General features: G+C 63.0%; 19 protein-coding genes. 10 read left to right on the top strand and 9 right to left on the bottom strand.

What is annotated here, in order from left to right; translation table 11 throughout:
• Window positions 1-54: 54 nt before the first annotated feature.
• Window positions 55-669, bottom strand: a complete 615-nt coding sequence (locus DK366_RS04210) for an outer membrane beta-barrel protein (RefSeq protein ID WP_109124247.1) — start codon at window positions 667-669, stop codon at window positions 55-57.
• A 254-nt stretch (window positions 670-923) separates the two neighbouring features.
• Here DK366_RS04210 and tkt point away from each other — a divergent pair, with 254 nt between their 5' ends.
• Window positions 924-2,927 (top strand): transketolase, encoded by a 2,004-nt coding sequence (gene tkt / locus DK366_RS04205; RefSeq protein WP_109124246.1) that lies wholly within the window; start codon window positions 924-926, stop codon window positions 2,925-2,927.
• A gap of 429 nt (window positions 2,928-3,356) precedes the next feature.
• Window positions 3,357-3,902, top strand: coding sequence for a DinB family protein (locus tag DK366_RS04195; RefSeq protein WP_198651409.1), 546 nt, complete (start codon window positions 3,357-3,359; stop codon window positions 3,900-3,902).
• A 112-nt stretch (window positions 3,903-4,014) separates the two neighbouring features.
• On the opposite strand, the gene DK366_RS04190 is transcribed toward DK366_RS04195, so the two are convergent.
• Window positions 4,015-4,647, bottom strand: coding sequence for an HAD hydrolase-like protein (locus tag DK366_RS04190; protein ID WP_109124244.1), 633 nt, complete (start codon window positions 4,645-4,647; stop codon window positions 4,015-4,017).
• The gene (locus DK366_RS04185) at window positions 4,647-5,825 is read right to left on the bottom strand and encodes a phosphoglycerate kinase (protein WP_109124243.1); all 1,179 of its coding nucleotides are present in this window, start codon (window positions 5,823-5,825) and stop codon (window positions 4,647-4,649) included. The genes DK366_RS04190 and DK366_RS04185 overlap by 1 nt, the downstream gene beginning before the upstream one ends.
• Window positions 5,826-5,963: 138 nt before the next feature.
• Here DK366_RS04185 and maiA point away from each other — a divergent pair, with 138 nt between their 5' ends.
• On the top strand, window positions 5,964-6,629 hold the full coding sequence (maiA, locus tag DK366_RS04180; RefSeq protein WP_109124242.1) for a maleylacetoacetate isomerase: 666 nt from the start codon (window positions 5,964-5,966) through the stop codon (window positions 6,627-6,629).
• A gap of 149 nt (window positions 6,630-6,778) precedes the next feature.
• On the opposite strand, the gene DK366_RS04175 is transcribed toward maiA, so the two are convergent.
• Entirely contained in the window at window positions 6,779-7,894 is a 1,116-nt protein-coding gene (locus DK366_RS04175) for a PilT/PilU family type 4a pilus ATPase (protein ID WP_198651408.1), read from the bottom strand.
• A 116-nt stretch (window positions 7,895-8,010) separates the two neighbouring features.
• Here DK366_RS04175 and DK366_RS04170 point away from each other — a divergent pair, with 116 nt between their 5' ends.
• From DK366_RS04170 to DK366_RS04145, 6 genes are all read left to right on the top strand, one after another.
• The gene (locus DK366_RS04170; protein WP_232820894.1) at window positions 8,011-8,574 is read left to right on the top strand and encodes a DUF4398 domain-containing protein; all 564 of its coding nucleotides are present in this window, start codon (window positions 8,011-8,013) and stop codon (window positions 8,572-8,574) included.
• A complete protein-coding gene (locus DK366_RS04165) occupies window positions 8,571-9,185 on the top strand; it encodes a DUF4398 domain-containing protein (protein ID WP_109124239.1) in 615 nt (204 codons plus the stop codon). Before DK366_RS04170 ends, DK366_RS04165 begins: the two co-directional genes overlap by 4 nt.
• 404 nt (window positions 9,186-9,589) lie before the next feature.
• Window positions 9,590-9,817 (top strand): YdcH family protein, encoded by a 228-nt coding sequence (locus DK366_RS04160; RefSeq protein WP_109124238.1) that lies wholly within the window; start codon window positions 9,590-9,592, stop codon window positions 9,815-9,817.
• Window positions 9,818-9,996: 179 nt separating this feature from the next.
• On the top strand, window positions 9,997-11,367 hold the full coding sequence (locus DK366_RS04155; protein ID WP_109124237.1) for a pyridoxal-phosphate dependent enzyme: 1,371 nt from the start codon (window positions 9,997-9,999) through the stop codon (window positions 11,365-11,367).
• A 138-nt stretch (window positions 11,368-11,505) separates the two neighbouring features.
• Window positions 11,506-13,335, top strand: a complete 1,830-nt coding sequence (gene glmS, locus DK366_RS04150) for a glutamine--fructose-6-phosphate transaminase (isomerizing) (protein ID WP_109124236.1) — start codon at window positions 11,506-11,508, stop codon at window positions 13,333-13,335.
• 123 nt (window positions 13,336-13,458) lie between these two features.
• Entirely contained in the window at window positions 13,459-14,802 is a 1,344-nt protein-coding gene (locus tag DK366_RS04145; protein WP_109124235.1) for a phosphomannomutase, read from the top strand.
• A gap of 69 nt (window positions 14,803-14,871) precedes the next feature.
• On the opposite strand, the gene DK366_RS04140 is transcribed toward DK366_RS04145, so the two are convergent.
• From DK366_RS04140 to rfbB, 5 genes are read right to left on the bottom strand one after another with little or no spacing between them, the layout of a single operon-like run.
• Complete coding sequence (locus tag DK366_RS04140; protein ID WP_109124234.1) at window positions 14,872-16,284, bottom strand: mannose-1-phosphate guanylyltransferase/mannose-6-phosphate isomerase; 1,413 nt, start codon at window positions 16,282-16,284, stop codon at window positions 14,872-14,874.
• 6 nt (window positions 16,285-16,290) lie between these two features.
• Window positions 16,291-17,226, bottom strand: a complete 936-nt coding sequence (gene rfbD / locus DK366_RS04135) for a dTDP-4-dehydrorhamnose reductase (RefSeq protein ID WP_109124233.1) — start codon at window positions 17,224-17,226, stop codon at window positions 16,291-16,293.
• A complete protein-coding gene (rfbC, locus tag DK366_RS04130) occupies window positions 17,223-17,780 on the bottom strand; it encodes a dTDP-4-dehydrorhamnose 3,5-epimerase (RefSeq protein ID WP_109124232.1) in 558 nt (185 codons plus the stop codon). The genes rfbD and rfbC overlap by 4 nt, the downstream gene beginning before the upstream one ends.
• Window positions 17,777-18,664, bottom strand: a complete 888-nt coding sequence (gene rfbA / locus DK366_RS04125) for a glucose-1-phosphate thymidylyltransferase RfbA (RefSeq protein ID WP_109124231.1) — start codon at window positions 18,662-18,664, stop codon at window positions 17,777-17,779. Before rfbA ends, rfbC begins: the two co-directional genes overlap by 4 nt.
• A complete protein-coding gene (gene rfbB, locus DK366_RS04120) occupies window positions 18,661-19,710 on the bottom strand; it encodes a dTDP-glucose 4,6-dehydratase (RefSeq protein ID WP_109124230.1) in 1,050 nt (349 codons plus the stop codon). Before rfbB ends, rfbA begins: the two co-directional genes overlap by 4 nt.
• Window positions 19,711-19,945: 235 nt before the next feature.
• Here rfbB and DK366_RS04115 point away from each other — a divergent pair, with 235 nt between their 5' ends.
• Window positions 19,946-21,115, top strand: a complete 1,170-nt coding sequence (locus DK366_RS04115) for a PLP-dependent aspartate aminotransferase family protein (protein WP_109124293.1) — start codon at window positions 19,946-19,948, stop codon at window positions 21,113-21,115.
• Window positions 21,116-21,140 lie beyond the last annotated feature (25 nt).

Here is a 21,140-nt window from a genome sequence, read left to right as displayed (position 1 = left end):
ACAGCGAAGCGCAGCGAGCGACTGGCAGGCCGCGAAGCGGCCGACTTACCAGCCTCAGAAACGATACTCTGCGCTAACCGAGTACAGGTTAGTCGGCAGGTGGATGTTCTTGTCGCTCTGGCTGCCGTCGTAGTAATCCCAGTTCAGGCCAACACTGATGTTCTTGTTGATGTTGTAGCCCGCGCCGAGGCCGGCGTAGTAACGGGTGCTGTTGAAGTTGACGTTCTGCGGGTTGACCTTGTCGTTGGTCAGGCCCGAGCCCTTGGCGAAGAAAGCACCGCCGCGGACTTCGCCGTACCAGCTGGGGCTGAAGTTGTAGCGCAGGTTCAAGCCGGCGGTTGCGCCCTGCAGCTTGGACTTGCCGTTGTCGCCGTTGTAGTTGGCGTAATTCTGGGTGTACTGGCCACGCGCATCGGCACGGCCCAGGTAGACATAACCGACTTCGGCACCCAGGGAGGTCTCAGGGTTGATCGCGAAGCGGTAACCACCCTTCACGCCGCCGGCGAAATTGCCGTCGTCATAAGGACCCTTCTGGACGTTGGCGTAGCCGGCATTGGCGCCGACGTACCAGCCCTGCTGGGCGTTCTGACCGGCATCCTGGGCGAAAGCCGCCGGAACGGCCGCGAAGCCAGCAGTAGCCAGGGCGAGAGCAAGAATGGTGTTCTTCATGGGGTACTCCTCATTGGTCTTATTGGCCAGTCCGCGTCGCCGGGGGTTCGGTCGTTGCACGGCTGGGCACCTCGTGCCGACGGTGCTGTTACTTAGATGGGCGTCGGGCCAAAGAGTTTCAATACCGGTTAGTTCATTATTAAGGTTGAGTTAATTTTCTTAACAATTCGGAAGGGTCCCGTGAAAGGGGACAGGGCGGAGCCGGATCGGCGACAATATTCATCTTTATGGCCGCCTTCCCCGGAGACCCCTAGATGACCACTCGTCGCGAACTCGCCAACGCCGTGCGCGCCCTTGCCATGGACGCTGTCGAAAAGGCCAATTCCGGCCACCCGGGCATGCCCATGGGCATGGCGGATATCGCCGAAGTGCTGTGGAACGACTTCCTGCAGCACAACCCGACCAACCCGAAGTGGTTCAACCGCGACCGTTTCGTGCTCTCCAACGGCCACGGTTCCATGCTGCAGTACGCGCTGCTGCACCTGACCGGTTACGACCTGCCGATGGAGCAGCTCAAGCAGTTCCGCCAGCTGCACTCCAAGACCGCCGGCCATCCGGAAGCCAGCGAAACCCCAGGCGTGGAAACCACCACGGGCCCGCTGGGCCAGGGCTTGGCCAATGCCGTGGGCTTCGCACTGGCGGAGAAGGTGCTTGCTGCGCACTTCAACCGTCCGGGTCACGACATCATCAATCACCACACCTATGTGTTCCTGGGTGATGGCTGCATGATGGAAGGCATCTCGCACGAAGTGGCTTCGCTGGCCGGCACGTGGAAGCTCGGCAAGCTGGTCGCCATCTATGACGACAACGGCATTTCCATCGACGGCGAAGTGCACGGCTGGTTCACCGACAACACGGCGGAGCGTTTCGAGGCCTACGGCTGGAACGTGATCCGCAGCGTGGACGGCCATGACGCCGAGGCCATCAAGAAGGCCATCGCCGCAGCGGTCAGCCAGTCCGAGAAGCCCACGCTGATTTGCGCGCGCACCATCATCGGCTTCGGCGCGCCGCACAAGCAGGGCAAGGAAGAAAGCCACGGCGCTGCGCTGGGCAAGGACGAAGTAGCCGGTGCTCGCGACGAGCTCGATTGGCGCTACGCCCCGTTCGAGATCCCGGCCGAGATCTACGCCGGCTGGGATCACAAGAAGGCGGGCGCCGAGCGCGAACAGAAGTGGCACGACGCGGTCGCCAAGTACACTGCGGCGTTCCCGGAACTGGCGGCCGAATTCAATCGTCGCGTGTCCGGCGAGCTGCCGTCCGACTGGGCCGAGAAGTCGCAGGCCTACGTCGACAAGATGCAGAAGGAAGGCCCGGAAGTGGCTACCCGCAAGTCGTCGCAGATGACGCTGGATGCCTTCGGTCCGCTGTTGCCGGAACTGATCGGTGGCTCGGCTGACCTTGCAGGCTCCAACCTCACCAAGTGGAAGGGCAGCGTCGACGCCGGCAACGGCAACGACCCGAAGGGCAACTACGTCTATTACGGCGTGCGCGAGTTCGGCATGACCGCGATCGCCAACGGCCTGTCGCTGCACGGTGGCTTCATTCCCTACGACGCCACGTTCCTGGTGTTCTCCGACTACGCACGCAACGCGGTGCGCATGAGCGCGCTGATTCCGGCGCACGCCATCCACGTGTACACCCACGATTCGATCGGCCTGGGCGAAGATGGCCCGACCCATCAGCCGGTGGAGCACATGGCTTCGCTGCGCTACATCCCCAACAACCAGCTGTGGCGTCCGTGCGATGCCGTGGAAACGGCGGTGTCCTGGAAGTTCGCCATCGAGCGCAAGGGCAATCCATCGTGCCTGGTGTTCTCGCGCCAGAACCTCAAGCACCAGCAGCGTACTCCGCAGCAGGTGGCTGACATCTCGCGTGGTGCCTACGTGCTGTCCGATCCGCAGGACACCAAGTTCAAGGCCATCCTGATCGCCACCGGTTCCGAAGTGGAGCTGGCGATGGAAGCGGCTCGCACGCTGGCACAGCAGAATGTGCCGGTGCGCGTGGTGTCCATGCCATGCACGGAAGTGTTCGATGCCCAGCCGCTGGAATACCGCGAAGCGATCCTGCCGGGCTGGTGTCGCGCGCGCGTGGCGGTGGAAGCGGCCACGAGCGACTTCTGGCGCAAGTACGTCGGCCTTGATGGCGACGTGGTCGGCATGACGACCTTCGGTGCGTCGGCGCCGGCACCGAAGCTGTTCGAGTACTTCGGTTTCACCGTCAGCCACGTGGTGGATACGGTGAAGCGTGTGATCGGCTAAACCGTCGCGGTTTTGCTGTCATGAAAAAGCCGCGGCGTGCCGCGGCTTTTTCTTTGGGTCATGCCGAGCCTTAGCGCTTCAGCCAAACGGGGGCTCTGCCTTCACCGTCATTCCCGCGAAGGCGGAGGGCGCTCTTCAACGGCTGAAGGGTCGGTCATCGAGTGGTTCTCAACCCTGTGCTAACAAGGGCAAAGTCGCTGGATTCCCGCCTTCGCGGGAATGACGTTGAGGGGCAGGGATGTCGAGGACATGCTGGTTGGCTTGTCGCAACCTAGACCGGCAACCGGCAACCGGCAACCGGCAACCGGCAACCGGCAACCGGCAACCGGCAACCGCAAACCGCAAACCGCAACCTGCAACCTGCAACCTGCAAGCGCGCCGATTGCCTCGCGTTATGCTTCACGCTTCTCTAGTCGCGGATACCTTGCCATGACACTTGCCCCGACTCGTGCCGACCATGTTCGACAGATGGCTGCCTACAACGCCTGGATGAACGAGAAAGTCTATGCCGCGGCGGCGAGTTTGCCGGCGGAAGCTGTCGTGGCCGATCGCGGTGCCTTCTTCGGTTCCATCCATGCCACGCTCACGCATATTGCCGTGGCGGACACCATCTGGCTGCAGCGCTTCGCCACGCATCCGGCGAACTACAGCGCGCTGGAACCCATGCGTGGCATGCCCATCCAGCGTGACCTGACGGCGCAGCCGTTTGGCGACCTTGCCTCGCTGAGTTCGCATCGGCGCGTTCTGGACACGATGATTGTCGACTGGGCTGCCGCGATGACGGAGGTCGACCTGGATCACGCGCTAGCTTATGCCAACACGCGCGGGCAGGCGTTTCGCAAACCGTTCTTCTTCCTGGTGATGCATTTCTTCAATCACCAGACACACCATCGCGGCCAGGCGAGCACGTTGCTGACGCAGGCCGGTGTGGATGTGGGTGTGACGGATCTCTCGGCGTTGATTGCCGAGGTGTGACGCCAGAGAGCATTCACTGTGGGAGCGCACCCTGTGCGCGACTGCCCGGCGGAGCAGTGGATCGACAGGTTGCTGTCGCGCACAGGGTGCGCTCCCACAAAAGCCGTTCGTGTCAGGCAGTCAGCAGTTCGGCCAAATGCTCGGGGTCACGCGCCAATACATGCGCTCCGGCCTTCTCCAGCTCCGCGCGTGTACCAAAACCCCACAGCACGCCAATGCCCTGCACGTGGTTGGCCACGGCGCCATCGATATCGAAATGACGATCGCCGATCATCACCGTCTGTGCCGGATCGGCGCCGAAGTCGCTCAATGCGGCAGCGATCATCGTGGCCTTTTCGCTATGCGGGCTCGACGGATCGGGACCGTATAGACGGCTGAACGCCGCGCCGAAGGGCAGGTGCTCCACGATGGGGCGCGCGTGGCGTTCCGGCTTGCTGGTAACCACGGCAAGCGTATGGCCGGCGTCCTGCAGACGTTCGATCATTGCTTCAATGCCGGGATAGACCGTGTGTTCTTTCCAGCCCGTGACGTGGAAACGCTCGTGGTAGAACTCCACGGCCTGCTCGATGCGATCGTGGTCGTGATCCAGCAGCGGCGCAAAACTGTGCCGCAGCGGTGGACCAATCCAGTGACGCATCTCGGCCGGGTGTTCCACGCCCAGCTGCGTCAGCGCATGGCGGACGCAACCCAGGATGCCGATCTCCGAATCGATCAGCGTGCCATCAAGATCAAACAGACAGAGCATTACTTACCTGCGCGCGCCTTGAGTGCAGCCACGGCCGGCAGTTCCTTGCCTTCCAGGAATTCAAGGAACGCGCCGCCACCCGTGGAGATATACGAGACGTCCTTCTCGATGCCGTACTTTTCGACCGCTGCGAGGGTGTCGCCACCGCCGGCGATGGAGAACGCCGGCGAGGAAGCCACGGCGCGGGCCAGCGTCTCGGTGCCATGGCCGAAGGCGTCGAATTCGAACACGCCTACCGGGCCGTTCCATACGACGGTACCGGCCTTGGCGATCATCTCGGCGTAGCGCTTGGCGGTCTCGGGACCGATATCCAGGATGAGTTCGCCGTCCTTCACTTCGTCCACCGGCTTCGCCGTGGCGGGCGCATGCGCGGAGAACTCCGGCGCTACCACCACGTCCACCGGCACCGGCACGTCCGCATTGCGGCGCTTGGCGTCGGCGATAACCTTCTTGGCGGCCGGGATGAGATCGGGTTCGTACAGCGAATTGCCGACCGAGTGACCCATGGCGGCAATGAAGGTGTTGGCGATGCCGCCACCGACGATCAGCTGATCGACCTTGCCGATCAGGTTTTCCAGCAGGGTGAGCTTGGTCGACACCTTGGAGCCGGCGACGATGGCCAGCAGCGGACGGGCAGGGTGCTCCAGCGCCTTGCCCAGCGCGTCCAGCTCGGCCGACAGCAGCGGGCCAGCGGCAGCAACGGGGGCGAACTTGATCACGCCGTGCGTGGAGGCCTGCGCGCGGTGCGCGGTGCCGAAGGCGTCCATGACGAAGATGTCGCACAGGGCGGCATACTTCTTCGAGAGTGCTTCGTCGTCCTTGCCTTCGCCGACGTTCATGCGGCAGTTTTCCAGCACCACCACTTCGCCGTCGGCCACGTCGACACCGTCGAGATAGTCGGCGACCAGGCGCACCGGCGTGCCCAGCTTGTCGCCCAGCCACTTGGCGACCGGCGCCAGCGAGGATTCGGCGTCGAACTGGCCTTCCTTCGGGCGACCCAGGTGCGAAAGCACCATCACCTTGGCGCCGGCGTCGCGGGCGGCCTTGATGGTCGGCAGGGACGCGTCGAGGCGCTGGGTGGACGTGATGTGACCGTTCTCGATCGGCACGTTCAGGTCTTCGCGGATCAACACGCGCTTGCCGCGCAGATCAAGATCGCTCATGCGGGTAACGGACACGGCGCAACTCCCTGGTCGAATTCATGGATAACGGACGCCCGGAGGCGCGAACCGCCTATTGTCCTGCCCGTGTCGCGGTGATGCAAACCGCATGACAGGTATCCTACGGGCCCGATGTGTCGCCAAGAGGACAGCGGTATGGGGCAAGACCTGGTGTTGTACGGCTATTGGCGCTCCAGCGCCGCCTACCGCGTGCGCATTGCGCTGAACCTTAAAGGGCTGGCCTATGAGTCCAGGGCGGTTCACCTGGTCAACCAGGGCGGCGAGCAGCATCTGCCGGATTTCCAGGCGCTGAACCCCCAGGAACTGGTGCCCGCGCTGGTCGACGACGGCCGGGTGTTCACCCAGTCCATGGCCATCATGGAATACCTGGACGAAACGCGGCCCCAGCAGCCCTTGCTGCCCGGCGACCCCGTGGGCCGGGCGCGTGTGCGCGCGTTGTCGCAGGTCATCGCCTGCGATCTGCATCCGCTGGGCAACCTGCGCGTGCTCCAGCATCTGGTGACGCAGTTCGGTGCCGACGATGCGGCCAAGGGCGTCTGGTCACGCCACTGGATCAGCCTGGGCCTGCACGGCATGGAAGCCATGCTCGCCGGCAACGTGGCCACGGGGCGGTTCTGCCACGGCGATGCGCCGACGATGGCGGATGCCTGCCTGGTGCCACAGGTCTACAACGCGGTGCGCTGGAAAATTCCGTTGGACGACTACCCGACCATCCAGCGTATCCACGAGGCCTGCCAGTCGCTGGAAGCGTTCCAGCGTGCGGCGCCCGAGGTTCAGCCGGACGCACCGGCGGCCGCCTGATAACCCTCACCGTTACCACCCACCTCACCGTCATTCCGGCAAAAGCCGGAATCCAGTGACTCATGGGGTGATATCTCAGAGCCGCAAAGGCCGTGATTCCGGCTTTCGCCGGAGTCACGGTAAGCGATTTGGGACGACACGCGGCTTGCTTAGAAGCCGAGCCCGTAAGGGTCGCTGCCGACCAGTTCCGTGTTTTCGGCGTTGCCGCTGTCGGACAGGCGAACCTTGAGCGCGAGGCCATCGCGCGAGTCGGCCTTGTTGAGCGCTTCGTCCAGCTCGATGCGGCCTTCCTTGTACAGGCGGTACAGCGACTGGTCGAAGGTCTGCATGCCTTCCTGCAGGCTGCGGTCCATGGCTTCCTTCACGTCGTGCACCTGGCCGCGGCGGATCATGTCGCGGATCAGCGGCGTGTTGAGCAGCACTTCCGTCGCCGGCAAGCGGCGGCCGTCCTTGCCGATCACCAGGCGCTGGCTGATCACCGCGCGCAGGTTGAGCGCGAGGTTCATCAGCACGTTCTTGTGCGCCGATTCCGGGAAGAAGTTCAGGATGCGCTCCAACGTCTGGTCGGCGTTGTTCGAGTGCAGCGTGGCAAGGCAGAGGTGGCCGGTTTCGGAGAACGAAATGGCCGCTTCCATGGTGTCGGTGTCGCGGATTTCGCCGATCATGATCACGTCCGGCGCCTCACGCCTCGCGTTGCGCAGGGCCTCGTGATAGCTGTGCGTGTCCAGGCCGACTTCGCGCTGGTTCACGATCGACTTCTTGTGGCGGTGCAGGTATTCGATCGGGTCCTCGATGGTGAGGATGTGGCCCGAGGAATTCTGGTTGCGGTGGTCGATCATCGCCGCCAGCGTGGTCGACTTGCCCGAGCCCGTCGCGCCCACTACCAGGATCAGGCCGCGCGGCTCCATGATCAGCTCGCGGAAGATGCTGGGCAGCTGCAGCTGGTCGATGCTGGGGATTTCGCTCTTGATGGCACGGATGACCATGCCCACTTCGCCGCGCTGCTTGAACACGTTGATGCGGAAACGGCCGGCTTCCTTCACCGCCAGCGCCATGTTCAGTTCCAGGTCGCGTTCGAACTGCGGCACCTGGCCCTCGTCCATCAACGAGTAGGCGATTTTCTTCACCATGCCACTGGGCAGGCCGGTGTTGCCCAGCGGGTAAAGCTTGCCCTCGACCTTAATGTTCACCGGGGCGCCGGTCGTCAGGAACATATCCGACGCGCCCTTGTCAACCATTAGCTTGAGGAAATAACCAATGTCCACTCGAATCCCCTAGTTCCGTGCGCATTGCTAAAGTGGATTATGCCCGCCCACAATACGCTGCGACACTCCGAGAGGACTGAGTGATGGTGCACATCTTTTCCCCGCCGAGACGGCAAATGAAAACGACTCGCTTGGCGGTTTCCACCCTGACGTTGGCCATGACGCTGACCTTGGCCGGCTGCGCGTCCGCGCCGCCGCCGAACGGCATGATGAATCAGGCGCAGTCCCAGCTTCAGGCTGCGCGCGATGCCGATGCCGCGTCGTACGACCCGATCGATTTCGGGGCCGCGCAGGACAAGTTCCAGCAAGCCCAGAATGCGATGGCCAAGCGCGACTACGACGAGGCCGCCCAGCTGGCGGACGAGTCCCGCGCCGACGCCGAACTGGCCCGCGCCAAGGCCCGCCTGGCCGCAGCGCGCTCCCAGATCCAGAGCAAGACGGCCGCCAACCAGCAGCTGCGCGAGCAGATCGACCAGTCGCTGGCCGACCAGCAACAGCAGGACCAGACCCAGGCTTCCGGGCTGCCCCAACAGCAGCAAAGCATGGACATGCCGGCGCCGGCGAGCTCGGCGCTGGGCGAACCCATCCCGCAGGGGCAGGGCTTCCAGACGTACCCGCAGAACCCGAATCCCGACCAGCCGGCTCCTGCGTCGAGCACTGACCAAGGAGGTCATCCATGAAATCCCTGACCTTCCGTCTTTCGACCCTGCTCGTCGCCGCGATGGCCGCGGGTACCGTCCATGCCGCCAAGCAGGACATGGACGTGATGAGCCTGACCAACAGCCTCGACCAGCTGTCCAGCGACCCCACCATCGGCATGTACGCGCAGGCCGAACAGGCACGCGCCCGCGACGCCATCAACCAGCTGTCGCAGGCACGCTCGCGTGACCGCGCCCATGCGCTGTACATCGCCCAGCGTCGCGTGGATCTGGCCAAGGCCACCGCGCAGCTGCAGGACGCCCAGCTGCAGGTCGGCAAGCTCGATCGCGAGCACGACCAGATCCAGCTCGACGGCAGTCGCCGCGAGACGGAAATGGCCCGCAAGGAGCTGGAGCGCCAGCGCCTGCAGTACCAGGCGGCCCAGGAAGAGTCTGCCCGCCAGGTCGCGGCCGGTGCGGAAGCCGCCGCCCAGGCGCAGGCCCAGGCCGACCAGGCCAAGAAACTGGCCGCTGCCCAGGCCAAGGTGGCCAATGCCGCCAAGAAGCAGGCCGACCTGGCTGCCCAGGCGGCCCGCGCCATGCGCCAGCAGATGCAGGGCGACAGCTCGACCTCGAAGGATCAGGGCAAGTAAGCCCCGCGATCACGAAAGCCCAAGGGCCGGCGTTCACAGCGCCGGCCTTTTGTTTATCCAAGGACGGTTGAGACTTGGCGCCTTCAGGCGGTCTTTCGTTCAAAAACTGCGAGCAGTGTGTTGAGGTTGCGCAAAAGACTGTTTTGGCAGTCTTTTTTCCGAAAGTTCCGCTCGCTTGCCATGCCCATGTGACGCTTGCATGACCCCGGAACCGGGAGTAGGGTCGAGTTCCCAGGGGCACTTCAGCGCCTGGGTCATCGACCGGAATCATGCGCCCATTTTTCTCCTCCAAGCATTCTCCATGGCCCGCTAACCCGGCATGGATCGGAGGTGCGTGCGCCTGATTCATGGTCAGCGGGCGTCCCTCTCGAACGCCCGTGGCTCTCTCCAGAGGAGGTTCGATCATGTTTGAAAACCAGCAGCGTGATGATGTCGAAGCTTTGATGAAGGCCGACGCTGAATTCCGTCGGCTTTACCAGCATCATCAGGAACTCGACAGCAAGGTGCACGACGCCGAAATCGGCGTGCTTCCCATCGACGACATGACGTTGTCGGGCATGAAGAAGGAGAAGCTCTACGCGAAGGAGCGACTCCAGCGCATGTGGGACACCCGAGCGCACCGCATCAACTGATCTGCGAGGTTTTTTCGCATGAACGCGGCCCCGGCGCCTTACGGCTTCCGGGGCCGCGTTGTATCTGGAGCTTGTGTAGGAAAGGGGCGCTTCAAGGAGGCTTGGGGTCGCTCGGTTATGATCAGCGTCCCAAGCGGCCGCCGAAGCGGGGCCGTCGCCTACAGCAAGGAGTTGTTCCCATGTCGGTCCACCAGAGTGTCCTCGAACTGATCGGTCGTACCCCGATGGTACGCGCGCAGCGCCTGGACGTTGGACCGTGTGAACTCTTCCTCAAGCTGGAAAGCGCCAACCCGGGCGGTTCGGTGAAGGATCGCATTGGCCTGTCGATGATCGAAGGCGCCGAGAAGGCCGGCAAAATCCGTCCCGGCGACACCCTGGTGGAAGGCACCGCCGGCAACACCGGCCTGGGCCTGGCGCTGGTGGCACAGCAGAAGGGCTACCGCCTTATTCTTGTCGTTCCCGACAAGATGAGCCGCGAGAAGATCTTCAATCTCAAGGCGATGGGCGCCGAGGTGGTGCTGACGCGCTCGGATGTGGCCAAGGGCCACCCCGAGTACTACCAGGACATGGCCGAGCGCATTGCGCGCGAAACGCCCGGCGCGTACTTCATCAACCAGTTCGGCAACCCGGACAACCCGGCGGCGCACATCGCGACCACGGGCCCGGAAATCCTCGAGCAGCTCGACGGCAAGGTCGACGCCATCGTGGTCGGTTGCGGTTCGTCGGGCACGCTGAGCGGCCTGTCCAAGTTCTTCGCCGAACATTCGCCGAATACCGACTTCGTGCTGGCCGACCCGGTGGGTTCGATTCTTGCGCAATACATCAACGAAGGCGTGCTCTCCACCAAGTCGGGCAGCTGGATGGTGGAAGGCATCGGCGAGGATTTCCTGCCCAGCATCAGCGACTTCACGCGCGTGAAAAAGGCCTATGCGATTCCGGATAAGGAAAGCTTTCTGGTCGCGCGTGAATTGCTGGCGAAAGAAGGCATTCTCGGTGGATCGTCCACCGGTACGCTGCTTGCGGCAGCTCTGCGCTATTGCCGCGAACAGACGACGCCCAAGCGCGTGGTGACGCTGGTGTGCGACACGGGCAACAAGTACCTGTCCAAGATGTACAACGACTACTGGATGCTCGACAACGGCTTCATCGAACGCGAGCAGCACGGTGACCTGCGTGATCTGCTGCTGCGCCCGTTTGCCCAGCGCGACACCGTTGTCATTGGCCCCAACGAGCTGTTGATGACGGCCTACACGCGCATGAAGCTGTATGACGTCTCGCAGTTGCCTGTCATGGATGGCACCCGCCTCGTGGGCATCCTGGACGAATCGGACGTGCTCATGCACGTGCACTCGGACGAAAGCCGGTTCCGCGACCCCGTGTCCACCGCCATGATCACCAGCCTGCACATGCTGGACGTGCGCTCGCCCATCGAATCGCTGCTGCCCGTGTTCGATCGCGGGCATGTGGCCATCGTGGTGGACGGCGAGCAGTTCCTGGGCCTGATCACCCGCATCGATCTGCTGAACTATCTACGCCGCAAGGTGCATTGAAGCGCGGGTGGCGAGGCGTCCAGCATAGACCATCGGACCGCCCGCCCTTCGCCATGAAAGTTTGTTGAAATCGGCTGCCGACAAAGTCGCGGTTTTCCGCGGCCTTCGTGTCTGCGCCGTTTGAAGGAGTAACAGCTCATGTGTGGAATCGTTGCCGCCGCCGCCCAACGCGATGTGGCCCCCTTGCTCATCGCCGGCCTGAAAGCCCTGGAATACCGCGGTTACGATTCGGCGGGTCTGGCGGTATTGCATGACGGTGACATTCGTCGCGTGCGCGCCAAGGGCAAGGTGCGCGAGATGGAGTCGTTGTATCTGGCCGATCCGTTCCCCGGCGGCACCGGCATTGCACACACGCGCTGGGCAACGCATGGCGTGCCCAACGAAGCGAACGCGCATCCGCACATGGCGGGCAGCGTGGCACTGGTGCACAACGGCATCATCGAGAACTACGCCAGCTTGCGTGCCGACCTGCAGGCGCGCGGCCATGTCTTCACGTCGGAAACCGACACCGAAGTGATGGCTGCGCTCATCAACGAGCACGTCGAATCCGGCATGAGTCTGCGCGAAGCCGTGCTCGCCACCGTGCGTGAACTCGAAGGCGCCTACGCCATCGCCGTGATCAGCAGCAAGGAGCCTGGCCGCGTGGTGGGTGCGCGTCATGGTGCGCCGCTGCTGGTTGGCGTGGGCATTGGCGAGCATTTCCTGGGTTCCGATGCGCAGGCGTTGATCCAGGTCACCAACAAGATCATCTATCTCGACGAAGACGACGTTGCGGAAATCACGCGCGACCAGGTGGACGTCTTCAATCTCGATGGCCAGCGCGTCGAGCGCTCCATGCACGAGAGCGAGCTTTCTGCCGACGCCGTGGAACGTGGCGAATACCGCCATTACATGCAGAAGGAAATCTTCGAGCAGCCCCATGCCGTGGCGGCGACGCTGGAAGCGCGCATCGGTCCGCATGGTGTGCTGCCGAATATCTTCGGCGTGGATGGCGACGAGTTGCTGGCCAAAGTTCGCGGCCTTCACATCATCGCCTGCGGTACGAGCTATCACGCCGGCATGGTGGCCAAGTACTGGATCGAGGAATACGCGCGCCTTCCAGTGAGCGTGGAAGTGGCGAGCGAATATCGTTATCGCGAGGCCGTGGTGCCAGACGGCACGCTGTTCGTGGCGATCTCGCAATCGGGCGAAACCGCCGACACGCTGGCGGCCATGCGTGAATCGCGTCGTCGTGGTTATCTCGGCACGCTGGCCATCTGCAACGTGCCTGAATCCTCCGTCGTGCGCGAAGCCGACCTCAAGCTGATGACGCGTGCGGGTCCGGAAATCGGCGTGGCCTCCACCAAGGCATTCACCACGCAGCTGGCGGCGCTGGCACTGCTCACCCTGCACCTCGCCCAGCATCGCGGCATGGACGGCACGCGCTATACCGACCTGTGCGCCCAGCTGCAGCATTTGCCGCGCGCCATCGAGGATGCCCTCAAGCTCGAACCCCAGGTGGTCGAGCTGGCGGGGCACCTGATCCATCGCCAGCACGCGCTGTTCCTCGGTCGCGGCGCGCAATATCCCGTGGCCCTGGAAGGCTCGCTCAAGCTCAAGGAAATTTCATACATCCACGCCGAAGCGTACCCCGCCGGCGAGCTCAAGCATGGTCCGCTGGCGCTCGTGGACGAAGACATGCCCGTCATCGCAGTGGCTCCCAACGGTCCCCTGCTCGACAAGCTCAAGTCCAACCTGCAGGAAGTGCGCGCGCGCGGCGGCGAATTGCTGGTGTTCGCCGATGGCGAAGCGAGCCTGGAAGGCAATGATGCGCGTGGCGTCACTTTGCGCATCAATGGTGGCGGCGATTTCATTGCGCCGGCTGTGTTCACCGTGCCGCTGCAACTGCTTGCCTATCACGTGGCCGTGCTGCGCGGCACGGACGTGGATCAGCCGCGCAATCTGGCGAAGTCCGTCACCGTGGAATGAGTCTGGCGCGCCGCTCTGCAGGAATGCCCGGGCGGCCTTGATATGACGCCGGCACTCGCCGCTGAGTGCCGGCGAGAGCAGCCAGCAGTAGAATGACGGGCTGTTTCTCGCCGGTGCCGATCCATGAAGTGCTTCAAAGCCTATGACATCCGGGGCCGCGTGCCCGATGAGCTCAATGAAGACATCGCCTACCGGCTTGGACGCGCCTTCGCGCGTACGGTTGGAGATGGCGCGGTGGTCGTCGGCTTTGATATCCGGCGTGACAGCCCCGTGTTCGCCGAGGCCATTGTTCGGGGCCTGAACGATGAAGGGCGCGATGCGATCGACATCGGCCTCTGCGGTACCGAAGAGGTCTATTTCCAGACCTTCCACCGCAAGGTTGCTGGCGGGATCATGGTGACGGCGAGTCACAATCCCATCGACTACAACGGCATGAAGCTGGTTCGCGAAGGCGCGCGCCCGATCAGTGGCGATACCGGGTTGCGCGACATCGAGCGCATGGTGGAGGCGAACGACTTCGGTGACGCTGTTTCGACGCGTGGCCATGTCACGCGGGATCACCACAAGTCGGCGTATATCCAGCACCTATTGGGATACGTCGATGCCTCGGCCATGCGTCCGCTCAAGGTGGTGGTGAACGCGGGCAATGGCGGCGCGGGAGCGATAGTGGACCTGCTCAGCGCGCACCTGCCGCTGGAGTTCGTCCGCATGCATCACGAGCCGGACGGCAGCTTTCCCCATGGCATTCCCACTCCATTGCTGCCGGAGAATCGGGCGGCGACCGCTGATGCGGTCCGCCAGCACCAGGCGGACTTTGGTATCGCCTGGGATGGCGATTTCGACCGTTGTTTCTTTTTCGACGCCCAGGGCGAATTCATCGAGGGCTACTACATTGTCGGCTTGCTGGCCGCGCAGCTGCTGCAAAGGCACGCAGGGGCAAAGGTCATTCACGATCCGCGGCTGACGTGGAACACCATCGACATGGTGGCGCAGGCCGGGGGCAAGGCCATTGAGAGCAAGACGGGTCACGCTTTCATCAAGGAACGCATGCGCGCGGAAGATGCCATCTACGGCGGCGAAATGAGCGCCCATCACTACTTCCGCGAGTTTGCGTATTGCGACTCGGGCATGATTCCCTGGCTGTTGATCGCCGAGCGCATGTCCAAGACCAACATCGGCCTGTCCGAAATGTTGGCGGAGCGTGTCGCGGCCTACCCGTGCAGCGGCGAGATCAACTTCGTCGTTGACGACGCAAAAGCCGTGGTTGCCAAGGTGCTCGCGCATTTCGCGGAGCAGCACCCGACGCTGGAGCACATTGATGGCGTCAGCGCCGATTTTGGACACTGGCGCTTCAATCTTCGCTCGTCCAATACCGAGCCGTTGCTCCGCCTGAACGTAGAGTCGCGCGGGGACATGGCGCTTATGCAAGCCAGGACGCGGGAGTTGTCGGCACTGATCGAAGCTTGAAAAAAAGGGCCCCACGAGGGGCCCTTTTTCATGGCGTCGGCTCAGATGGGCCAGCCGTAAGGCGGTCGCTTATGCGCGCCCGTAGACGTCGTCGTAGCGCACGATGTCGTCTTCGCCAAGATAGCTGCCCGACTGCACCTCAATGAGCTCCACGGGTACCTTGCCAGGGTTGCGCAGACGATGCTTGCTGCCCAGGGGCAGGTAGGTGCTCTGGTTTTCCGCCAGCAGGAAGACCTTGTCGTCACAGGTGACTTCGGCCACGCCCTTGACCACGATCCAGTGCTCGGCACGGTGGTGGTGCATCTGCAGGCTGAGCGCAGCGCCAGGCTTTACGACAATGCGCTTGACCTGGAAACGATCGCCGCTTTCCAGCGAGTCATACATGCCCCACGGGCGGCGCACCACGCGGTGCAGATCGTGTTCCGTGCGACCAGCGGCCTTCAATTCGTCGACGATCTTCTTCACGTCCTGCGACGCATCGCGACGTGCCACAAGCGTTGCATCCGGCGTGGTGACGACGACAACGTCTTCCAGTCCCACCGTGGCGACGAGGTGGCGATCGTGCGAGCGCACCAGGCTGCCCTTGGTGTCGAGCGCAATGACGTCGCCCTCGAAATGATTGCCGTTGGCGTCCTTTTCGGCGGCGAGCCACAGCGCGTCCCAGGAGCCGATGTCGGACCAGCGGCAGGCCACCGGCACCACGGCGGCGTGGGACGTCTTCTCCATCACGGCGTAGTCGATCGAGTCGCTCGGGGCGGCGGCGAAGGCCTCGGCATCCAGGCGAATGAAATCGAGGTCGGTGTTGGCCTTGTCGAACGCGGCGCGTGCAGCGGCAAGCATGGCCGGCGCGTGCTGGCCGAGCTCTTCGAGGTACTGGGCGGCGCGGAACATGAACATACCCGAGTTCCAGTCGTATTCGCCACTGGCGACATAGCGCTCTGCCACGTCGAGCTTGGGCTTTTCGACGAACTGCTCGACCTGGAACGTCTCGCCGTCCAGCGGCTTGCCCCGGCGGATGTACCCGAAGCCCGTTTCCGGACGATCCGGACGGATGCCAAAGGTGACCAGCCAGCCCTTCTCCGCCAGCGGGCGCGCCTTGGCAACGGCGTCGCCAAACGAGGCATCGTCGCCGATCAGGTGATCCGCCGGCAGCACGAGCACGATGGCATCGGGACTCCTGGCCAACGCCTGCAGGGCGCCCACGGCGATGGCTGGCGCCGTGTTGCGGGCGATGGGTTCGAGCAGGATGTTGGCGTCCTGGATCGCCAGTTCCTGCAATTGTTCGGCGGCAAGAAAGCGATGGTCCTCACTTGCCACGACCACCGGTGAGGAGACGACCGGCAGGCGAAGCGCCCGCTGCACCGTCTGCTGGAACAGCGTTTCCTTGCCCGCAAGCGAAAGGAACTGCTTGGGAAGATTCCTGCGGGAAATGGGCCACAGGCGCGTGCCGCTGCCGCCGCTGAGGATGAGGGGAATGAGCATCTCGTTTCAGTCCTTTGAGAGCGCCAGCTCATCCAGTGTTCGATCCAGTCCCACCTGCCAATCGGGCAAGGAGAAGCCGAACGTGCGTACAAACCGGGTGTTGTCGAGTACGGAGTACGCCGGGCGCTTGGCCGGCGTGGGGAATTCATGGCTTGCGATGGCGTGGACCGTCGGTGCCTTTGCGAGCAGGCCGCGTTGGGCGGCACGATCCATGATGGCCGCGGCGAACCCGTGCCAGCTCGTCTGCCCACTGGCGGTGAGGTGGTAAGTGCCCTCCATCGACTTGCGCGACTCATCGTCGGCAGCCAGCCAGCGGTCGATGGCTGCAAGCGTTCCTTCCACGATCAGTCCGGTATCGGTGGGACTGCCGACCTGATCGGATACCACGCGAAGCTCATCGCGCTCCGCGCCCAGGCGCAGCATGGTACGCAAGAAGTTATGTCCGACAGGCGAGTAAACCCAGGCCGTGCGGAAGTTGAAATGCGATGCGCCACTGGAGGCGAGCTCTTCCTCGCCCGCCAGCTTGCTACGCCCATAGGCACCCGCCGGCGCGACGCGGGCGTCCTCGACGTAGGGCTGCCCGGCATCGCCAGCGAACACATAGTCGGTGGAGTAGTGGACAAGCAGTGCGCCGTGCGACCGTGCCCAGCGCGCGATCTCGCCCACAGCCTCGCCATTGATCCGCTTCGCGGCCGCTTCTTCCTGTTCGGCACGGTCCACGGCCGTATAGGCGGCCGCATTGACGATGACATCGGGTTGCTCGCGGTCGAGCAGCTCAACCAGCGTGCCGGCCGCCGAAAGGTCGCCCACCACGCCTTGCCCGCCTTCCATGAGGTTGCCGTCGCGCGTGGCTGCCGCCACATCGCCCCGGGCCGCCAGGCCGCCATGGCTCAGGAATGTCCGGCCCAGCTGGCCGTTGGCGCCCAGCAGCAGGATCTTCAAGCGCGGTACTCCGGCAGGCGATCGGGTGACACCTCGGCCAACAGCGGCGCCTTGCCGTCCTTGTCCGAAAGCAGGGGCTCGCTGATCGGCCAGTCGACGCCGATGGCCGGATCGTTCCAGCGGACGCCGCCGTCAGCCTTGGCGTCGTACAGGTCGGTGCACTGGTACGAAAACGTGGCGAACTCGGAGAGCACGCAGAAGCCGTGCGCAAAGCCTTCCGGTATCCAGAAATGGCGATGGTTCTCCGCCGTAAGCATCACGCCCGTCCACTTGCCGAACGTGGGCGATCCACGGCGAATGTCGACCGCGACGTCGTACACCTCGCCCTCGAGCACGCTGACCAGCTTGCCCTGCGGACGGGGCCACTGGTAATGCAGCCCGCGCAGCACGCCACGTGCGGAGCGGGACACATTGGACTGGACGAAGCGTCGGTCGATGCCCGCTTCGCGGTACTTCGCTTCGTTGTAGCTCTCGTAGAAGAAGCCACGCGAGTCACCGAACACCTGCGGTTCGATGACAACGCAGCCAGGCAGGGAGGTTTCGATGAACTTCATCCAACGTAGCCTTGTTCAATCAGGTTCTGCAGATACTGGCCGTAGCCAGTCTTGGACAGCGGTGCGGCCAGGCGCAGCAGTTGCTCGGCATCGATCCACTGGTTGACGTAAGCAATCTCTTCGGGGCAGCAGACCTTCAGGCCTTGGCGGTTCTCGATGGTCTGGATGTAGTCGCCCGCTTCCATCAGCGATTCGTGCGTGCCGGTATCGAGCCACGCATAACCGCGACCGAGCTGCTCCAGATGCAATGAATCGTCTTCGAGATAACAGCGGTTGAGATCGGTGATTTCCAATTCACCGCGCGGCGAAGGCTTGAGTTCTGCAGCGAAGCCGGGTGCGCGGTTATCGTAGAAATACAGGCCCGTGACTGCGTAATGCGACTTGGGGGCGGTCGGCTTTTCTTCCAGGCCAATGACCTTGCCGCTCTTGTCGAACTCAGCCACGCCGTAGCGCTGCGGGTCTTTCACCCAGTAGCCGAACACCGTGGCGCCGTGCTCGCGCGCTGCCGCGCGCTTCATCCGCTCAGTGAGACCGACACCGTAGAAAATGTTATCGCCCAGCACCAGGCAGCTGCGGTCGTTGCCGACGAAATCCTTGCCGATGATGAATGCCTGCGCCAGGCCATCTGGCGAGGGCTGCACCGCGTAGGTGATGTTGATGCCCCACTGGCTGCCGTCGCCGAGCAGTCGCTGGAACAGCGCCTGCTCGTGCGGCGTGTTGATCATCAGCACATCGCGGATACCCGCCAGCATCAGCGTGGCAAGCGGGTAGTAGATCATCGGCTTGTCGTACACCGGCAGCAGCTGCTTGCTGACTGCCTGCGTGATCGGATACAGGCGCGTGCCCGAGCCGCCCGCCAGGATGATGCCTTTCTGCTTGCTCATGCGCCGAGCCGCTCCATGCGGTAGCTGCCATCGAGAACGCGCGACACCCACGGGGTGTTGCCCAGATACCAGTCGACCGTGTGTTCAATACCCGTTTCGAACGTCTGCGACGGCCGCCAGCCCAGTTCGTTCTGCAGCTTCGACGAATCGATGGCGTAACGGCGGTCATGACCGGGACGATCTTTTACATAGGTAATCAGCGATTCGCGCTTGCGACCGTCGGCCAGCGGCTGGCGCTTGTCCAACAGGGCACAAATGGCCTTCACAACCGTAATGTTCTCACGCTCGGCATTGCCGCCGACGTTGTAGGTTTCACCGATACGGCCTGCTTCAAGCACGCGCTGGATAGCCGTGCAGTGATCGCCCACGTAAAGCCAGTCGCGGATATTCAGGCCGTCGCCGTAAATCGGCAGCGATTCGCCTGCCAGGGCTTTCTGGATAATCAGCGGAATCAGCTTTTCGGGGAATTGGTACGGACCGTAATTGTTGGAACAATTGGTGGTCAGCGTCGGCAATCCGTAAGTGTGATGGAATGCACGAACCAGATGATCCGAAGCGGCCTTCGAGGCCGAATAGGGGGAATTGGGTGCGTAAGGCGTCGTTTCCTTGAACTGACCTTCCGCGCCCAGCGAGCCGTAGACCTCGTCCGTGGACACGTGCAGGAAGCGGAATTTTTGCTGCGCGTCCTCATCAAGCGAACGCCAGTAATCGCGGCTGCTTTCGAGCAGGCCAAGCGTGCCTACGACGTTGGTTTCAACGAATTCCGCGGGGCCGTCAATCGAACGATCCACGTGCGATTCGGCGGCGAAATTGACCACAGCCGTGACGTTGTGCGATTTCAGAAGGCTGGAAACGAGTTCACGGTCGCCGATGTCGCCTTGCACAAACAGATGGCGCTCATTGCCATCCAAGGATGAGAGCGTATCCAGGTTACCCGCATAGGTGAGCTTGTCCAGGTTCACCACCCTGTGCCCCTGGGCAACGGCCTGGAGTACAAAATTGGCACCAATGAAGCCGGCTCCGCCGGTAACTAGCAGTGTCGTCATAAGTCCTGAACTGGGCAAAATACGTTCGCCCATTCTGTCATGCTTTGGAAAGCCCGCAAACTTGCGCGGGGTCCGCCGAAAGCCTTATGGAAAGCCGATTTACCTGGGTTAGTTATAGGCCCGTTCATCTGGCTGCCGGGGCGCCCGTGGTTTTCCCAGTTAAGATAGGGGAATCAACCGGTATTCTTGACGAATCATTGACCGGGCCCATGGCCCGGTTTCCGACGTGGTGGCCATGGCGACGAAAAAGAAGCATCCAATACTCGGGCTCGGTACGCGAGCCATTCATGCCGGACAGCATCCGGACCCATCGACGGGCGCCATCATGACGCCCATCTATGCGACGTCCACCTACGTGCAAACCAGCCCAGGTGTTCACAAGGGCTACGAGTACTCCCGCACGCAAAATCCCACGCGCATGGCCTACGAGCGATGTGTCGCCGACCTGGAAGGCGGCACCGCCGGTTACGCATTCGGGTCCGGCCTGGCCGCTGCCGCCACCGTGCTCGACTTGCTCGACAGTGGAAGCCACGTCATCGCCATGGATGACCTGTACGGTGGCAGCTATCGCTTGTTCGAGCGGGTGCGTCGCCGTTCGGCGGGCCTGGACTTTACCTTCATTGATCTCAACGACACGAAGGCGCTCAAGGCCGCGATCAAGCCCAATACGCGCATGATCTGGGCCGAAACACCGACCAATCCCATGCTCAAGCTGGTCGATCTCGCCAAGCTCGGAGAGTTCGCGCACAAGCATGGCCTGATCCTGGTGGTGGACAACACGTTCTGCTCGCCGATGCTGCAGCGTCCGCTGGAATTCGGTGCGCACCTGGTCCTTCATTCCGCAACCAAATACTTGAATGGTCACTCCGACATGGTGGGTGGCATTGTGGTTGCGGGCAACGACAAGGGCCTGGCCGAGCAGATGGCCTTCCTGCAGAACTCGGTGGGCGCCGTGGCGGGTCCGTTCGATGCATTTCTGGCCATGCGTGGCCTGAAGACGCTTCACCTGCGCATGCGGGCACACTGCGAAAGCGCGCTAGAGCTGGCCACGTGGCTGGAGAAACATCCCGCGATCGATCGTGTGATTTATCCCGGTCTGAAAAGCCACGCGCAACATGCGCTTGCCAAAAAGCAGATGGATGGTTTCGGCGGCATCATCAGCGTGGAGGTCAAGGGTGGCCTCAAGAAGGCGCGCCGGATGCTCGAGCGCTGCCGCTTGTTCGCGCTTGCCGAATCCCTGGGCGGCGTGGAAAGCCTGATCGAACATCCCGCCATCATGACGCACGCCTCCATTCCACCGGCTAATCGCAAGCGCCTGGGAATCAGTGACGGACTTGTTCGACTTTCCGTTGGCGTCGAAGACGTCGGCGATCTCAAGGCCGAACTAGCCGCTGCCCTGGATTGATCCTGATTCGCGCCAACGGCGCGAA

This window comes from Dyella sp. C11 (assembly GCF_003121485.1).
Lineage (GTDB): Bacteria > Pseudomonadota > Gammaproteobacteria > Xanthomonadales > Rhodanobacteraceae > Dyella.
The sequence above is the reverse complement of the archived record's forward strand: the minus strand, read 5'-3'. Positions and strand labels throughout refer to the sequence as shown.

Bases quoted from the DNA above. Each gene is read 5' to 3' on its own strand.
- DK366_RS04210 (WP_109124247.1), bottom strand. From the start codon at position 669: ATGAAGAACACCATTCTTGCTCTCGCCCTGGCTACTGCTGGCTTCGCG.
- tkt (WP_109124246.1), top strand. From the start codon at position 924: ATGACCACTCGTCGCGAACTCGCCAACGCCGTGCGCGCCCTTGCCATG.
- DK366_RS04195 (WP_198651409.1), top strand. From the start codon at position 3,357: ATGACACTTGCCCCGACTCGTGCCGACCATGTTCGACAGATGGCTGCC.
- DK366_RS04190 (WP_109124244.1), bottom strand. From the start codon at position 4,647: ATGCTCTGTCTGTTTGATCTTGATGGCACGCTGATCGATTCGGAGATC.
- maiA (WP_109124242.1), top strand. From the start codon at position 5,964: ATGGGGCAAGACCTGGTGTTGTACGGCTATTGGCGCTCCAGCGCCGCC.
- DK366_RS04170 (WP_232820894.1), top strand. From the start codon at position 8,011: ATGAAAACGACTCGCTTGGCGGTTTCCACCCTGACGTTGGCCATGACG.
- DK366_RS04165 (WP_109124239.1), top strand. From the start codon at position 8,571: ATGAAATCCCTGACCTTCCGTCTTTCGACCCTGCTCGTCGCCGCGATG.
- DK366_RS04160 (WP_109124238.1), top strand. From the start codon at position 9,590: ATGTTTGAAAACCAGCAGCGTGATGATGTCGAAGCTTTGATGAAGGCC.
- DK366_RS04155 (WP_109124237.1), top strand. From the start codon at position 9,997: ATGTCGGTCCACCAGAGTGTCCTCGAACTGATCGGTCGTACCCCGATG.
- glmS (WP_109124236.1), top strand. From the start codon at position 11,506: ATGTGTGGAATCGTTGCCGCCGCCGCCCAACGCGATGTGGCCCCCTTG.
- DK366_RS04145 (WP_109124235.1), top strand. From the start codon at position 13,459: ATGAAGTGCTTCAAAGCCTATGACATCCGGGGCCGCGTGCCCGATGAG.
- DK366_RS04140 (WP_109124234.1), bottom strand. From the start codon at position 16,284: ATGCTCATTCCCCTCATCCTCAGCGGCGGCAGCGGCACGCGCCTGTGG.
- rfbC (WP_109124232.1), bottom strand. From the start codon at position 17,780: ATGAAGTTCATCGAAACCTCCCTGCCTGGCTGCGTTGTCATCGAACCG.
- rfbA (WP_109124231.1), bottom strand. From the start codon at position 18,664: ATGAGCAAGCAGAAAGGCATCATCCTGGCGGGCGGCTCGGGCACGCGC.
- rfbB (WP_109124230.1), bottom strand. From the start codon at position 19,710: ATGACGACACTGCTAGTTACCGGCGGAGCCGGCTTCATTGGTGCCAAT.
- DK366_RS04115 (WP_109124293.1), top strand. From the start codon at position 19,946: ATGGCGACGAAAAAGAAGCATCCAATACTCGGGCTCGGTACGCGAGCC.